This window comes from Edaphosphingomonas laterariae (genome assembly GCF_900188165.1).
GTDB classification, from domain to species: Bacteria; Pseudomonadota; Alphaproteobacteria; order Sphingomonadales; family Sphingomonadaceae; genus Sphingomonas_E; species Sphingomonas_E laterariae.
Genome location: NZ_FZOS01000015.1, coordinates 46,244 through 59,284 on the forward strand (window position 1 = coordinate 46,244; position 13,041 = coordinate 59,284).

The 13,041-nt window shown below is 66.3% G+C and carries 15 protein-coding genes; 6 read left to right on the forward strand and 9 right to left on the reverse strand.

Annotation, left to right across the window (positions count from 1 at the left end; translation table 11 throughout):
- The first annotated feature begins 47 nt into the window (after positions 1-47).
- Positions 48-1,910: a DUF885 domain-containing protein gene (locus CHB74_RS13550; protein ID WP_089220165.1), complete on the forward strand. Its 1,863-nt coding sequence runs from the start codon at positions 48-50 to the stop codon at positions 1,908-1,910.
- Positions 1,911-2,150: 240 nt separating this feature from the next.
- Here the strand turns inward: CHB74_RS13550 and CHB74_RS13555 are convergent, their stop codons facing one another.
- From CHB74_RS13555 to CHB74_RS13565, 3 genes are all read right to left on the reverse strand, one after another.
- Complete coding sequence (locus CHB74_RS13555; protein WP_245842920.1) at positions 2,151-2,999, reverse strand: 4-(cytidine 5'-diphospho)-2-C-methyl-D-erythritol kinase; 849 nt, start codon at positions 2,997-2,999, stop codon at positions 2,151-2,153.
- Positions 2,996-4,684, reverse strand: a complete 1,689-nt coding sequence (locus tag CHB74_RS13560; RefSeq protein ID WP_089220166.1) for a tetratricopeptide repeat protein — start codon at positions 4,682-4,684, stop codon at positions 2,996-2,998. Before CHB74_RS13560 ends, CHB74_RS13555 begins: the two co-directional genes overlap by 4 nt.
- Positions 4,685-4,752: 68 nt before the next feature.
- A complete protein-coding gene (locus tag CHB74_RS13565) occupies positions 4,753-5,823 on the reverse strand; it encodes a PA0069 family radical SAM protein (protein WP_089220167.1) in 1,071 nt (356 codons plus the stop codon).
- Positions 5,824-5,925: 102 nt separating this feature from the next.
- On the opposite strand from CHB74_RS13565, the gene CHB74_RS13570 reads away from it, so the two are divergent.
- The gene (locus tag CHB74_RS13570; protein WP_089220168.1) at positions 5,926-6,513 is read left to right on the forward strand and encodes a YbjN domain-containing protein; all 588 of its coding nucleotides are present in this window, start codon (positions 5,926-5,928) and stop codon (positions 6,511-6,513) included.
- A gap of 3 nt (positions 6,514-6,516) precedes the next feature.
- On the opposite strand, the gene CHB74_RS13575 is transcribed toward CHB74_RS13570, so the two are convergent.
- Positions 6,517-6,981: a DUF1465 family protein gene (locus CHB74_RS13575; RefSeq protein WP_089220169.1), complete on the reverse strand. Its 465-nt coding sequence runs from the start codon at positions 6,979-6,981 to the stop codon at positions 6,517-6,519.
- Between the two features lie 216 nt (positions 6,982-7,197).
- Here CHB74_RS13575 and CHB74_RS13580 point away from each other — a divergent pair, with 216 nt between their 5' ends.
- A complete protein-coding gene (locus CHB74_RS13580; RefSeq protein ID WP_089220170.1) occupies positions 7,198-7,662 on the forward strand; it encodes an Hsp20 family protein in 465 nt (154 codons plus the stop codon).
- Between the two features lie 85 nt (positions 7,663-7,747).
- On the opposite strand, the gene CHB74_RS13585 is transcribed toward CHB74_RS13580, so the two are convergent.
- Entirely contained in the window at positions 7,748-7,945 is a 198-nt protein-coding gene (locus tag CHB74_RS13585; protein ID WP_089220171.1) for a YdcH family protein, read from the reverse strand.
- A 199-nt stretch (positions 7,946-8,144) separates the two neighbouring features.
- On the opposite strand from CHB74_RS13585, the gene CHB74_RS13590 reads away from it, so the two are divergent.
- The gene (locus tag CHB74_RS13590) at positions 8,145-8,300 is read left to right on the forward strand and encodes a DUF465 domain-containing protein (RefSeq protein WP_089220172.1); all 156 of its coding nucleotides are present in this window, start codon (positions 8,145-8,147) and stop codon (positions 8,298-8,300) included.
- Positions 8,301-8,394: 94 nt separating this feature from the next.
- Here CHB74_RS13590 and CHB74_RS13595 read toward each other — a convergent pair whose 3' ends face one another.
- The 4 genes from CHB74_RS13595 to CHB74_RS13610 all read right to left on the reverse strand — a co-directional run bounded on the left by CHB74_RS13595 (position 8,395) and on the right by CHB74_RS13610 (position 10,821).
- Positions 8,395-8,793: a PilZ domain-containing protein gene (locus CHB74_RS13595; RefSeq protein ID WP_089220173.1), complete on the reverse strand. Its 399-nt coding sequence runs from the start codon at positions 8,791-8,793 to the stop codon at positions 8,395-8,397.
- A gap of 109 nt (positions 8,794-8,902) precedes the next feature.
- Positions 8,903-9,367 (reverse strand): RNA polymerase-binding protein DksA, encoded by a 465-nt coding sequence (gene dksA, locus CHB74_RS13600; protein WP_089220174.1) that lies wholly within the window; start codon positions 9,365-9,367, stop codon positions 8,903-8,905.
- Positions 9,368-9,704: 337 nt separating this feature from the next.
- On the reverse strand, positions 9,705-10,268 hold the full coding sequence (locus tag CHB74_RS13605) for a hypothetical protein (protein ID WP_245842907.1): 564 nt from the start codon (positions 10,266-10,268) through the stop codon (positions 9,705-9,707).
- 109 nt (positions 10,269-10,377) lie between these two features.
- A complete protein-coding gene (locus CHB74_RS13610; RefSeq protein WP_089220176.1) occupies positions 10,378-10,821 on the reverse strand; it encodes a host attachment family protein in 444 nt (147 codons plus the stop codon).
- A gap of 106 nt (positions 10,822-10,927) precedes the next feature.
- Here CHB74_RS13610 and serS point away from each other — a divergent pair, with 106 nt between their 5' ends.
- Together serS and surE are read left to right on the forward strand one after the other, a co-directional pair.
- Positions 10,928-12,208 (forward strand): serine--tRNA ligase, encoded by a 1,281-nt coding sequence (gene serS, locus CHB74_RS13615; protein ID WP_089220177.1) that lies wholly within the window; start codon positions 10,928-10,930, stop codon positions 12,206-12,208.
- A 56-nt stretch (positions 12,209-12,264) separates the two neighbouring features.
- A complete protein-coding gene (gene surE / locus CHB74_RS13620) occupies positions 12,265-13,035 on the forward strand; it encodes a 5'/3'-nucleotidase SurE (RefSeq protein ID WP_089220178.1) in 771 nt (256 codons plus the stop codon).
- Positions 13,036-13,041: the final 6 nt, after the last annotated feature.

The following is a 13,041-nucleotide window of genomic DNA, read 5'->3' on the forward strand; positions in this document are numbered from 1 at the left end:
CGTGGATCGCCGGCAATGTCACCAGTGGATGTGCAAGGGAGGCGCGGATGGACAACGGGGCGACGCGACGGGAGATGTTGGCACTGGCCGCCGGTGGCCCGCTGGCAGCGACAGGCCTTGCCGCCACATGGCACTCCGCCCCCGCATCGGCCAAGCCACCGCCGCCCTGCCCGATCCGCGCGCCGCTCGATGCGATTGCCGATCGGCTGCTGGCGCACACGCCCGAAACCGCCGTCTACAACGGCATTCCCGATGCGCAGCTCGGCGGCCAGTCCGCCCGCCGGCTCGACGATTATTCCCCCGCCGGCGAAACGGCGTGGCGGGCGGCGCTCGCCCAGGCCGAACGCGATATCGCGCCGATCCGCTGCGGCCCCGAAGACAAGCTAGCCCAGCTTCGCCTCGCCACCGCCTCCGCCATACTCGCCAACGCCAATCGTTCCGCCGCCGTGCCCTATGGCCGGATCAACGCCTTCAATTTTTCGGGCCATGTGCCCTATCTCGTTACCCAGATCGCCGGCCCGCACATCGATACGCCCAATGCCATGCAGGCCCAGCAGGCGCTTTCCAGCCCGCAGGCCGTGGATGCGTGGATCGCCAAGCTCGACAGCTTTCCGGCGGCATTCAAGGGCGTGATCGAAAAGGTCCGCGCCGACGAAGCGGCGGGCTCGGTGCCCCCGGCAACCCTGATCGCGCGGACCCTGCCCGTGCTCGATGCCTTCCTCGCCGGGCCGGAGGACGCGCATCCGCTGATCGTCGCGCTGCGCACCCGCATGGATGCGGCCCGCCTCGACGCGCATCTCCGTGCCAAGGCGGAGGAACGCGCGATCACCGCGCTGCGCAAACGCGCGCGCCCCGCGTTCGAGGCGCTGCGCAAGCAGATGGCGGCGCTGTTGCCGCGCGGACGCGCCGAAGCCGGGCTATGGGCCCAGCCCGATGGCGACAGCCTCTATGCCGCCAATATCCGCGCACTGGGCGATTCCCCCTTGTCGGCGGAAGAGATTCACGCGCTCGGCCTGTCCGAAGTCGCCCGCATCTCGGCGGAGATGGAAGCATTGCTCGCCCGTCGCGATCTCACCCAGGGCAGCATCGGCGCCCGCATGGACGCGCTGGCCCGCGATCCCGCCAATCTGTTCGCCGACAGCGATGAAGGCCGCGCCGAACTTCTCGAATATGTGCGCACGCTCGTCCGCGCGATGGAGAAACGCTATGACGAATTTCTGCCCAGCGCGCTGATCCCGCACCAGCAACTCGAAGTCCGTCGCGTTCCCGTCGCGACCGAGGAAGGCGCGCCCGGCGGCTTTTACGACGGCCCTTCGCTCGATGGCTCGCGCCCCGGCACCTACTGGATCAACCTGCGCGACATGAATGCCGTCGCCCGCTTCCGGCTGCCGACGCTCAGCTATCATGAAGGCGTGCCCGGCCATCACACGCAAAGCTGCATCGCGCTCGGCCTGGGGGAAGCGCCGCTGCTGCTGCGTATCGCCAGTTTCAACGCCTATCAGGAAGGCTGGGGGCTCTATGCCGAACGGCTCGCAGCGGAAATGGGCGCCTACAAGGATGATCCGCTCGGCGATCTGGGCCGCCTGCAGGATGAACTTTTCCGCGCCGTCCGCCTTGTCGTCGATACCGGCATCCACGCGAAACGCTGGAGCCGCGAACAGGGCGTGCAATATATGCGCGACGTCACCGGCGTCGCCGAAAGCCGCGTCGTGGCGGAGGTGGAACGCTATATGGCGTGGCCGGGCCAGGCGCTGGGCTACAAGCTCGGCCAGCTCCGCCTGCTCGACATTCGCGAACGGATGATGAAGGCGAAGGGCAAGAGGTTCAGCCGCCGCGCCTTCCACGGCCTCGTGCTCGGCAATGGCGCCATGCCGCTCGATCTTGTCGAAGGCGAAGCGCTGCGCGACTGAAGAAGCGCGCCGCCAGCACGGGCCAGCCGGAAAAGGCAAAGGGCGGCGATCCACTCGGAACCGCCGCCCTCTAACGGCGGACGACGCCGTGGGGGACGCGTCGGCCGTTTGCGAATGGGCCACCCGAACAGGGGTGTCGATCCGCTTGATTTCGGTTCAGCAAGCCGCGTGCCAGCCTGGCCCCAGCACCGCAGGCCGTAACGTCAGGCGCAAAATAGTCCCATTATGGGACGATAACTGTCAGATGAGTGCCGTAACGAGACGCCACCATTGCGGTTTGCTGGCCGCCACCACCGCCGACGCGGCGTCGCAGGCCGCCCGATCAGCAAACAGCGCGAAGCAGGTCGCGCCCGAACCCGACATGCGCGCCAGCGTCACGCCGGGTTGATCCGCCAGCAGGGCCACCGCCTCCGCAATTTCGGGGACCAGCGCAACGGCGGGCGGTTCCAGATCATTGCGACCGGAAAGCGCCGCCGCCAGCGGATCGCCTTTCGCCAGCGGCCCGCGATCCACGCCATCCCAGCCGCGAAACACCGGCCCGGTGGGGCAGGCAACGCCAGGATTGACCAGCAACAGCGGCGTTCCGGCCAGAGCACCTGCCGCCATCGGCTCCAGCCGGTCGCCACGACCATCGGCCCAGGCCGTCCGGCTGACAAAGCAGGCGGGCACGTCGGCACCCAGTTCCACCGCGATCGCCAATATGCGCCGATCCTTGGCAGGAAGCTGCCATAACCGGGCGAGCGCCCGAAGCGCCGCCGCCGCATCGGCCGATCCGCCGCCGATCCCCGATGCCACCGGCAAATTCTTGTCCAGCGTGATCGCGGCACCGGCCGTCACGCCAAAGCGCGCCCGCAATGCCTCGGCCGCGCGCATCACCAGATTGGTGGCAATGTCCTCGCCCGCCAGCGCACCCGCATAAGGGCCGGTGATCGCCAGGCCCAGCGCCGCCGCCGGCGCCACCGTCAGCCGATCGCCATCGGCGGCAAAGGCGAAGATCGTCTCGATCGCATGATAGCCGTCACCGTTCCGCGCGCGCGCGTGGAGCGCGAGGTTGATCTTCGCATGGCCGATTTCGGTAATGACGGTCAGGGCGCCGCCACCTCGGGCGACCAGCCCATATCGATCTTCGCGGCGATGCGCTCGGCATCCTTGTCCTCGGCATGCACCAGCGCCGCCCGCCAGGCAAAACGCGCCTCCACCCGGCGCCCCGCCGTCCAATAAGCGTCGCCAAGATGTTCGTTCATCGTCGGCTCGCCCGGTTCGCTGGCCACCGCGCGCTCCAGCAGTTCGATCGCCTTGGGCACATTGCCGCGCACATAATGCGTCCACCCGAGCGAATCGGTGATCGCCGCATCTTCCGGCCGCAATTCGCTCGCGCGCTCGATCAGCTTCTGCGCCTCGGCCAGATTTTCGCGCCGCTCAAGCTGGGCATAACCCAGATAGTTCAGCACCACCGGCTCGTCAGGCGCGATCGCCACCGCCTTTTCCAATGCATCGCGCGCCGCCGGCCAGTCGCCCGCTTCGTGCAGCGCGCTGCCCAAAAGCAACAGCAGCGTCCAGCGCGATCCATCGTCCGGCCGCGCCTCGGCCAGCACCAGCGCGTTGCGATAGGCACCCGCCGCATCCGCCGGACGGCCGAGTTCGCTGTAAAGACCCCCCACGCGCGTCCAATCGTTCGGGCGCACATCGGCCCGGCGGGTCATCGCCAACGCCTCGGCCAGCGCCGCGTCCCGGTCGCCCTGCTTGACCAGCAGTTCGAGCCGCTGGCCGCGCGCAGCATCTGCCATCGGATCCTTGGCGCGGATATTGTCCAGCACCGAAAGCGCCGTGCCATAATGCTCCTCAGCGGTCAGCAACTCGCTGGTCACCAGCCAGGTTTCAGCATGCTTGGGCGCCAGGAACGTGCCGAGCCGCGCAAAAGTCAGCGCGATCGGGGTCACGCGTTCGCGATTGATGTCGACGGCGATCCGCGTGAACAATTCGGCGATACCCTCGGGCGCGGTCGACACCGCCGGTGGCAGCGGCTTGCGCTCCTCGATCCGTCGGCGCGCCACCGCAAGCAGCGGCTCGTCGCCGTCAAGCAGGCTTAGCGCGCCCTTGCGATCACCCGCCTTCACCAGCGCCGCCGCCGCCGCGATGCGCAGCCGCAGCGCGCCCCGGCCCGCCGGACCGATCAGCGATTTGACCGCCGCGACGCCTTCGTCGCGCTCGCCCGTCGCCAACAGCAACAATGCGCGATGTTCGGCGGCATAAGCGGCGGCGATCCCGCCCAGCCGGCGCGCATCGCCCAGCGGCTGCAGGGGATCGCCCTTGCCCCGTCCGCGCACGATCCAGGCGCGCAGCACCGGCACGGCGAAAGCGAACACCTCTTCCTTTTCGATCTGGCTGGCGATCCGGTCGGCGCCCGCCCAATCCTTCGCGTCCACCGCCTCGGCCAGCAGCAGCATCCGGCCATCGGGCGGCAATTTGTCCACGGCATCCAGCGTGGTCGCCGCGCGCAGCGCCAGCGCGCGATCGCCCGCCATCATCGCCTGGCGATAGGCACGCGTCGCGATCAGCGGATCGTTCGGCGCCGCCGCCAGCGCCGCGCCATAGCCGGCGGCCGCCGCCTCGGTCTGCCCCGCCACATCGGCGGCACGCGCGCGCACATATTGCTGGATGGCGGATGGCACATCGCGCGACGATGGCGCCGCTGCCAGTGCGGGCGCGCCTGCAATCGCGCCGATCGCGGTGCAGGCGATCAGGACGGCGGCGGTCGGGCGAAGCGGCGTCATGCGGTCCTCGTTACTGCGATTCCATCGCGATCATAGGCCCTCGCCCGCCGATTTCGACCATTTTTAGGTCAGAAAAGGCTCAACTGGTCGCCTTGGGGCGGGCGGAACAGATCGGTCCGCAAATCGATACGCTCGTTCGTCACGCCATATTTGCGGCACGCCAGGCGAAACCGCGTGCGGATCAGGTCCGCCCACACCCCCTGCCCCTTCATCCGGCCATAGAAATCGGGATCATTGTCGCGCCCGCCCCGCAGGTCGCGGATGGTGGCCATCACCTTGCCCGCGCGATCGGGAAAATGCGTGTCGAGCCATGCGCGGAACAGCGGCGCCACTTCATGCGGCAGGCGCACGGGGATGAAGAAGCAGCCCAGCGCGCCGGCATCGGCCGCCGCCTCGACGATATGTTCGATCTCATGATCGGTGATCGCCGGCACCACCGGCGCGATCGACACGAAGGTCGGCACGCCCGCCGCGCGCAGGGCCTTCACCGCCGCCAGCCGCTTTTCAGGCCGTGGCGCCCGTGGCTCCAGCGTCCGCGCGATCGCGGGCGTCAAAGATGTGATCGAAAGCGCGACGGCCACCAGTCCCTTCGCCGCCATCGGCGCCAGCAGGTCCAGATCGCGCAGAACGCGGTCCGATTTGGTGGTGATCGTCAACGGATGATCGCATTCGGCCAGCACCTCGATGATGCCGCGCGTGATCCGCCACTCGCCTTCGATCGGCTGATAGGGATCGGTGTTGGTGCCAAGCGCCATCGGCCGCACGGCATAATTGCGCGCAGCCAGTTCCGCCCGCAGCAGCGCCGCCGCATCGGGCTTGGCGAACAGCCGGGATTCGAAATCCACGCCCGGCGATAGATCGTGGAACGCGTGGCTTGGCCGCGCATAGCAATAGATGCAGCCATGCTCGCAGCCACGATAGGGGTTGATCGACCGATCGAAGCCGATGTCGGGGGATTGGTTGCGGCTGATGATCGTCCGTGGTCGCTCCACCGTCACCGTCGTCCGCAATTTGGGTGGCTCGCCGTCCACCTCGCCTCGCGCGTCAAGCCAGTCGCCATCCGCGTCGCGCGCCGGCAGGTTGAAACGGCCGCTTGCCTGGTTGAGCGTCGCGCCGCGCGATGGAGGTGCCGCACCCATGGGGCCAGTCTAGCGCCAAACAAGAACATATCAAGAACATCTTGACGAACGGCGCAATCCGGCCAAGGAGCGGGAAAATCGGGTTTTTGGGGAAGTATCGCAATGATCGCACGGATTTTGCTGGCAACGGCGGCGGCAACGGCACTGGCTTCGGCCGCCACATCACCGGCAATGGCTGCGGCGCCGAAAGTAGCCGCCAAGACGGCCGAAATCCCCGCGACGCTCGACGGCGGCGATATCGATGGCTTCGTCGCCGCGCTGCAGGACGCCGGCTATCGCGCCAAGCTCAAGATCGACGACGATGGCGATCGCTATATCGAAAGCGCGGCCAGCGGCTCCAGTTTCACCATCCATTTCATCGATTGCGAAGGCGAAGCGGGCTGCAAGTCGGTGCGCTTCCTCGCCTGGTGGCCCAAGCCCGATGCGCTCAACATCGCCACGATGAACGAATGGAACGATGGTTATCGCATGGCCCGCGCCACCATCGATTCCGACAATGATATCGTGCTCGATTATTATCATTCGCTGGTCGGCGGCGTCACGACGGCCAACTTCCTCGACAATTTCGATTGGTGGACGATCCTGGTCGCCGATTTCCGTGGCTTCATGGACGACAAGAAAGCCAGTGCAGATCCGGCCAAGGCCGACGTCAAGGGTGTCAGCACCGCCGACGAAGGCACGTCGGGCTGAGGTTCAGAAGGACTGGTTCAGCCGCTCGAACAGGTCACGCGCCGGGCTGGGCGCCGCGGAGACGCCGCCCAGTTCATGGTCCAGCCGGTCGATCCGGTCATACAGGTCGCGGCTGGCGGCGATCAGCGTGCGCGCGGCAAGCGGCAGTTCGGCGATGACGACGGGATCGCTATCCTGCGCACTGCCCAGCCGGCGGGATGGATCGCGCGCCTGGCTCGGCGTCAGTTCGCCCGCCTCCACCGCGCGGCGGGTGAGCAGCCAGGCGATCACATGCATCAGCCGCGTCGTCACCTTCAGCGACTCGCACGAAAAGCTGACGCGCAGCTCGGGCGACAGCGCATCGCGTTCGGCCCGGCCCGGCTCGTCGAAATAGGCGCGCACCTCATCGGCGAGCAGCATCGCCTCGACATATAGCGAGTCGACCAGGCGCGCCGCAATGCGGCCGTCAATCTCGGGGTGAGCCGGCATTTTTTGCCTATGCCATATTTCGTTACGTCCGCGCAGCCGGAAAGAAGGTGAACGCCGCCAACGCGCCCCGGCGCCGCATCGCGCGAGCCTTGAACCGCATCTCGCCAGACCTATCTCGTCGGGCGTCGGCACCGTTGCCCACAAGGGGGCGGATGCCGGCGGGCCCGGCCATCTGGCGGGTCCGAAAATCCCTCAATGCCACAAAGGATTGAGCCTATGCGTGCTGTGGACTTCGCCCCCCTTCTCCGATCGTCGATCGGCTTCGAAAACATCAATCGGCTGGTCGATTTCGCCACCCGTGGCGATGGCGACGCATACCCCCCCTACAATATCGAAAAGCTCGGCGACGGCGCCTACCGCATCTCGATGGCGGTGGCCGGCTTCAGCCGCGAAGAGCTGGACCTGACCGTGCAGGATAATGTGCTGGTCGTCATCGGCCGCGCCGGCGACACGCCCGAAAATGCCGGCCGCGAATTCCTCCATCGCGGCATCGCCAAGCGCGCGTTCGAGCGCCGCTTCCAGCTTGCCGACACCATCAAGGTCACGGGCGCGGGTTATGAAAACGGCCTGCTCAATATCGATCTCGTGCGCGAGGTGCCCGAACATAAGAAACCGCGCCGCATCGCCATCGATGGCGTCACGCCGGCGGACGCCACCAGCGACACGCGCGACGCCGCCTGACGGCATCACCTGACCAAAAACACCATGCCGGGCGGGCGGACTGCGGTTCGCCAGCCCTTTTTCCTGGTCCTGCCCGATCCCGGTGTCAGGCGATGATGTCGGGGATCAGCTGGTCCTCCAGCTGGGCGATCTCGTCGCGCAGGCGCAGCTTGCGCTTCTTGAGCCGCGCCAAGGCGAGCTGATCGGCGGCCGGATCATCCACCATCGACTCGATCGCCAGGTCGAGATCGCGATGCTCCTGCCGCAGAACCTCGATAAGCCGGCCGATGCCGATCTGATCCATGACTGCGCAACTCCCGCCCGGTTAATCCGCCTTCCGCCAGCGTTATCGGTGAACGCCGCCGCGCTCAAGCGCGAGCCTCGCTTGCGCCGTTCGTCGCATATCGTCCGGCGATCATCGCATCGCCCCGAATGGGGGTTACAAAGCCCTCCGATCGGTGATTAGATTGCCTGCCCAATCGGAACGGGAAAGGAGGATCCTGATGGAGAACACCCATTCGTCCGCATTGATCGCCAAGCATGCGGGGCTCGATGCCCGCATCACCGCGGAGATGAATCGGCCGGCCCCTAACGGTATCTTGATTGCATCTCTCAAGAAGCAAAAATTGAAGCTCAAGGAAGAGCTCGGCAGGGTCTGAACCCTTTTCGCGGAAGGTCGCTGCCCCGAATCACGGGCAGCGACGGCCGCATTTCCCATCACTTAATAAAAAAGACGCTGGCCGAAACGCCCGTCTAGCTCAACGATCGGAATCCGGGCCGGCGCATACGCTCCAGGTCCGCGGTCAAGGTCGTCTGCAGCTTGGGCGTGGCGATCGGCTGGCGCGCCAACCGGGGATCGATCATGTCTTCGAAGGCCACGCCGATCCGCGCGCCCGCCCGCCAGGCGACACGCCCGCGCACGGCCCCGATATTGCGGATATTCACGCTGATCCGTTCGCCTTCCGCGCAATCGCGGTCGCAATCCGCCATCATCCCGCCGGACGAAAGATTGCGTACCCGGAACTGCGCCGGCATTTCGCCGCGATCGAGCAGCACGCCCGTCGCCTGCAGGAACATGCTGTCACGCGGCGCGCGGCGGTGGGCTTCGCCGCCAGCCTCCGCTTCCTCGTCTAGCTCTGTTTTCGTTTCCACGACCGACCCTTGGTTTCTCTTATCGATCGCATCGCCGGCAACGCCGCACGTGCGACGGGGCCAAAAGACCGCGAAAACTTAGAGAAAGGGTTAACGGTGCGGTAGGCCGTTATTCGTCGCGGGAAACTTTTTCCTGCCGCTCGTGGCGCTCCTGCGCCTCCACGGTCATCGTCGCGATCGGGCGGGCTTCCAGCCGGGCCAGCGAGATCGGTTCGCCCGTCACCTCGCAATAGCCATATTCGCCTTCTTCGATCCGGCGCAGTGCGGCGTCGATCTTGGAAATCAGCTTGCGCTGACGGTCGCGCGTCCGCAGTTCGATCGACCAGTCGGTTTCGCTGGAGGCGCGGTCGGTGATGTCGGGTTCGCGCAGCGAGTCCGTCTGCAGGTGAGCCAGCGTGCCCTGCGCTTCCCGCAGGATCGAATCCTTCCAGTCGATCAACTTCCGGCGAAAATACGCCGTCTGTGCTGCATTCATGAACTCTTCGTCGGGGGACGGCCGATAGTCCGCGTCGATCCTGTCGTCCTGATCTGCAATCTTCTTGGAAGTGGGAGTCGAATTCAGCGCCGTCGCCATCACGTTCTCCGCTAACACCCGTGCTTGTCGCAAGGGGCCTTTTGCCGGGGCGCTATAGCCACCCCCGAAACCCCGCACAAGCGCCGGAATCGGCAACGTTTCAGTCCGGTGCAATTGCGCTCCCGGCAATCCGCCGCCGCACCTCTCTTACGGAGGGCGGGGATTAACAGCATCGACGTTGCCGTTTGATGAATTTCGGCTACCCGGCGGCCCGCAATCGGCCCTTCCATCCCGGCTTTGGGGCGGGCTGGCGACGGGCCACGGGCAAGGAAAAAGCCGCGCCCGGCCATCACCGGACGCGGCCTTTTTCGATGGAGCCTTTTTCAGGCTGCGCTTCTTACTGCGCGGCCTCCGGCGCGGCGGCAGCGGCCTGCGCGTCCAGCTGCTCCTTGGTCATCCCGATCACCGGGCCACCCTCGCCAGCAGCGAAGGCGGACAGCGGCAGGCGGACCTGCACATTGCTGGTGTCGACCAGCGCGAACTGGGCGTCGACCGACTTGATCGTGCCGACAGTCCCACCGGCCGGATCCTTCACCGTCGCGCCAGCCACAAGCTGCGCCTTCTTCTTGGCGTCTTCAGCCTGAGCCGCCTCGGCATTGGCCGCGCCGGCCTGGGCGTCGATCTGGTCGCGCGTCAGGGCCAGAACCGGCCCCTTCTCGCCCGTGCCGAACGATGCCACCGGGATCGAAACCTTGCTCTTTTCGGTGGCGAGCACGGCAAGATCGCCCTTCACGGACTCGATCGTGCCGACGACACCGCCTGACGTGTCATAAACGGTCGCACCCGCGGCCAGCTTGGCCGACGTAGAAGCAGCCGCCGGTGCGGCCGCAGTCTGAGCTGCCGCCGGCACCGCAAATAGCGCCAGAGCCGCCGGAGCCACGAACCATCCCTTGAACTTCATCAGAATCATCTCCTTTGCGAATCTTGAACAAACAACGCGAGGAAATGGTGTTGCGGCCATGCCGGGGCGATGAATCGAGCCCAAAAGGCGTTGAGCCGCAACTGCCGCCTCACTCCGTCTCGATTAAGATACGACCTATCGCATTCACCGGATGGCCGGTGAGATCCTTGGGCAGTTCAGCCTTCAGCCGATCCGTCACTTCGCGATGATAACATTTACGCAGCGCGCCCAGCGTGCGGGGCGGCGCCACGACAATCAGGCTGTCATAATCGCCATCCATCGCATGCCGCTTCAGCATCGCGGCCGCGTCGGCCGCGAACCGATCCTCCTCCTGGCGCTGGAAATCCACTTCCTCCATCGCGCTTCGCGCCGATCCGAAGCTCTGGAAGGCGCGCCCCGGCGCGTCGGTCTTGAAGTCCCGGTCATATCGCCCCGGCTGTTCGGCGGCGTTGATCACTTCGAGGTTCGGATAATCCGCGTCCCCCGTATTGCGCAGAAAGAGCATCTTTCGGCCGTCCGCGACAAGGACGACGCTATTGTGCGGAACACGCATGCCTTCCCTCCATTTCCCGCTTCGATCGGTGGTTCGATTCTGACTGTGCAACGCACGGTGCGTTGCGGGGTTGCGCGCTTTGCCACGCTTGGGCCATAGCCGCGCCATGCACGACATCCGCGCCATCCGGGAAAATCCCGCCGCCTTCGATACCGGCCTCGCACGGCGGGGGCTCGAACCGCATTCGGCCGCCATTCTCGCGCTCGACGAAAAGCGCCGGGCGCTCACCACCGAACTGCAGACGATGCAGACGCGCCGTAACGAGGCATCGAAGGCGATCGGCCAGGCCAAGGCCCAGAAGGATGAGGCCACCGCCACCGCGCTGATGGCCGAAGTCGCGCAGATCAAGGAACGGATGCCCGCGGTCGAGGTGGAGGAGCAGGAAGCCGGCGTCGCGCTGGATGCGATCCTCGCCGCGCTCCCCAACATCCCCGCCGACGACGTGCCCGATGGCGTGGACGAAGAACAGAATCAGGAAGTCGCCACCTGGGGCACGCCCAACAGCTTCGCCTTCGAGCCGCGCGAACATGCCGATATCGGCCCCGCGCTCGGCCTCGATTTCGAAAGCGCGGCGGCCATTTCGGGCGCGCGCTTCGCGGTGCTGAAGGGCGGCATCGCCCGCCTCAACCGCGCGCTCGGCCAGTTCATGCTCGACGTGCAGACGCTGGAACATGGCCACACCGAAATCGCGCCGCCGCTGCTGGTGCGCGACGAGGCCGCGTTCGGCACCACCCAATTGCCCAAGTTCCGCGAAGATCTGTTCCAGACGACCGATGGCCGCTGGCTCATCCCGACGGCCGAAGTCAGCCTCACCAATCTGGTCCGCGAACAGATATTGGACGAAGCACAACTGCCGCTGCGCTTCACCGCCCTCACCCCCTGTTTCCGGTCGGAAGCGGGCGCGGCCGGGCGCGATACGCGCGGCATGATCCGCCAGCACCAGTTCGACAAGGTCGAACTCGTCACCATCGCGACGCCCGAACAGTCGGAAGCGGAGCATGAACGGATGGTCGACGCCGCCGAGGCCATTCTGGAACGGCTCGGCCTGCCCTATCGCCGGGTGCTGCTCTGCACCGGCGACATGGGTTTCGCCGCGCGCAAGACCTACGATCTCGAAGTCTGGCTGCCCGGCCAGGGCAAGTATCGCGAGATCAGCAGCGTTTCCAACTGCGGCGATTTCCAGGCGCGGCGCATGAACGCGCGCTTCCGTGCCGCTGGCGAGACCAAGGGCACGCGGCTCGTCCACACGCTCAACGGTTCGGGGCTGGCCGTCGGCCGCACGCTCGTCGCCGTGCTGGAAAATTATCAGGAAGCCGATGGCTCGGTCCGCATTCCTGAAGCACTCCGGCCCTATATGGGCGGCATCGAGAAGCTGACACCGCAATAACCACCCGCCCCGCCGGGCCGGCAACATTCCATTAGTATCCAACCAAGGGGACGGCGATGCGCATCCTGCTCACCAATGATGATGGCATCCACGCCCCCGGGCTCGCCGTGCTCGAAACCATCGCGCGGACGATTTCGGACGACATCACCATCGTCGCCCCGTCGGAAGAAATGTCGGGCGCGGGCCATTCGCTCACGCTCACCCGGCCGGTGCGGCTGCGCAAGCATGGCGAACGGCGCTTCTCGGTCACCGGCACGCCCACCGATTCGGTGATGATGGCGGTTGCCGAAATCATGAAGGACGGGCCGCCCGATCTGGTGCTCTCGGGCGTCAACCGTGGCGCTAATCTGGGCGAGGACGTCACCTATTCGGGCACGGTCTCGGCCGCGATGGAGGGCGCGCTGGCCGGTTTCCGCTCGATCGCGCTCAGCCAGGTCTATGCCCGCGAAGCGATGGGCGATGCCGTGCCTTTTTCCGCCGCCGAGGCCTGGGGCGCCAAGGTGCTTGCGCCGCTGATCGCCGGTCCGTGGACGCCGGGCACGCTCGTCAACGTCAACTTCCCCGCTTTGCCCGCCGATCAGGTGCGGGGCGTGCGCGTCGTCGGCCAGGGCATTCGCGATTATGGCCGGCTGCGCATCGTGAAGGGCACCGATCCGCGCGGCTATAACTATTATTGGTTCGGCCTTGGCGGGGCGGTGCCCACGCCCAAGCATGATACCGATCTGGAAGCGGTGGCCGACGGTTTCGTCTCGGTCACCCCGCTTCATCTCGATCTGACCCACCACGCCTCGCTCGATCGGCTGCGCGAGGCATATCAAGGCATTTAGAAGCAG

What these genes read in the sequence shown, in the direction of transcription:
- CHB74_RS13550 (WP_089220165.1), top strand. Translation starts at nt 48, where the DNA reads ATGGACAACGGGGCGACGCGACGGGAGATGTTGGCACTGGCCGCCGGT.
- CHB74_RS13560 (WP_089220166.1), bottom strand. Translation starts at nt 4,684, where the DNA reads ATGACGCCGCTTCGCCCGACCGCCGCCGTCCTGATCGCCTGCACCGCG.
- CHB74_RS13565 (WP_089220167.1), bottom strand. Translation starts at nt 5,823, where the DNA reads ATGGGTGCGGCACCTCCATCGCGCGGCGCGACGCTCAACCAGGCAAGC.
- CHB74_RS13570 (WP_089220168.1), top strand. Translation starts at nt 5,926, where the DNA reads ATGATCGCACGGATTTTGCTGGCAACGGCGGCGGCAACGGCACTGGCT.
- CHB74_RS13575 (WP_089220169.1), bottom strand. Translation starts at nt 6,981, where the DNA reads ATGCCGGCTCACCCCGAGATTGACGGCCGCATTGCGGCGCGCCTGGTC.
- CHB74_RS13580 (WP_089220170.1), top strand. Translation starts at nt 7,198, where the DNA reads ATGCGTGCTGTGGACTTCGCCCCCCTTCTCCGATCGTCGATCGGCTTC.
- CHB74_RS13585 (WP_089220171.1), bottom strand. Translation starts at nt 7,945, where the DNA reads ATGGATCAGATCGGCATCGGCCGGCTTATCGAGGTTCTGCGGCAGGAG.
- CHB74_RS13590 (WP_089220172.1), top strand. Translation starts at nt 8,145, where the DNA reads ATGGAGAACACCCATTCGTCCGCATTGATCGCCAAGCATGCGGGGCTC.
- dksA (WP_089220174.1), bottom strand. Translation starts at nt 9,367, where the DNA reads ATGGCGACGGCGCTGAATTCGACTCCCACTTCCAAGAAGATTGCAGAT.
- CHB74_RS13605 (WP_245842907.1), bottom strand. Translation starts at nt 10,268, where the DNA reads ATGAAGTTCAAGGGATGGTTCGTGGCTCCGGCGGCTCTGGCGCTATTT.
- CHB74_RS13610 (WP_089220176.1), bottom strand. Translation starts at nt 10,821, where the DNA reads ATGCGTGTTCCGCACAATAGCGTCGTCCTTGTCGCGGACGGCCGAAAG.
- serS (WP_089220177.1), top strand. Translation starts at nt 10,928, where the DNA reads ATGCACGACATCCGCGCCATCCGGGAAAATCCCGCCGCCTTCGATACC.
- surE (WP_089220178.1), top strand. Translation starts at nt 12,265, where the DNA reads ATGCGCATCCTGCTCACCAATGATGATGGCATCCACGCCCCCGGGCTC.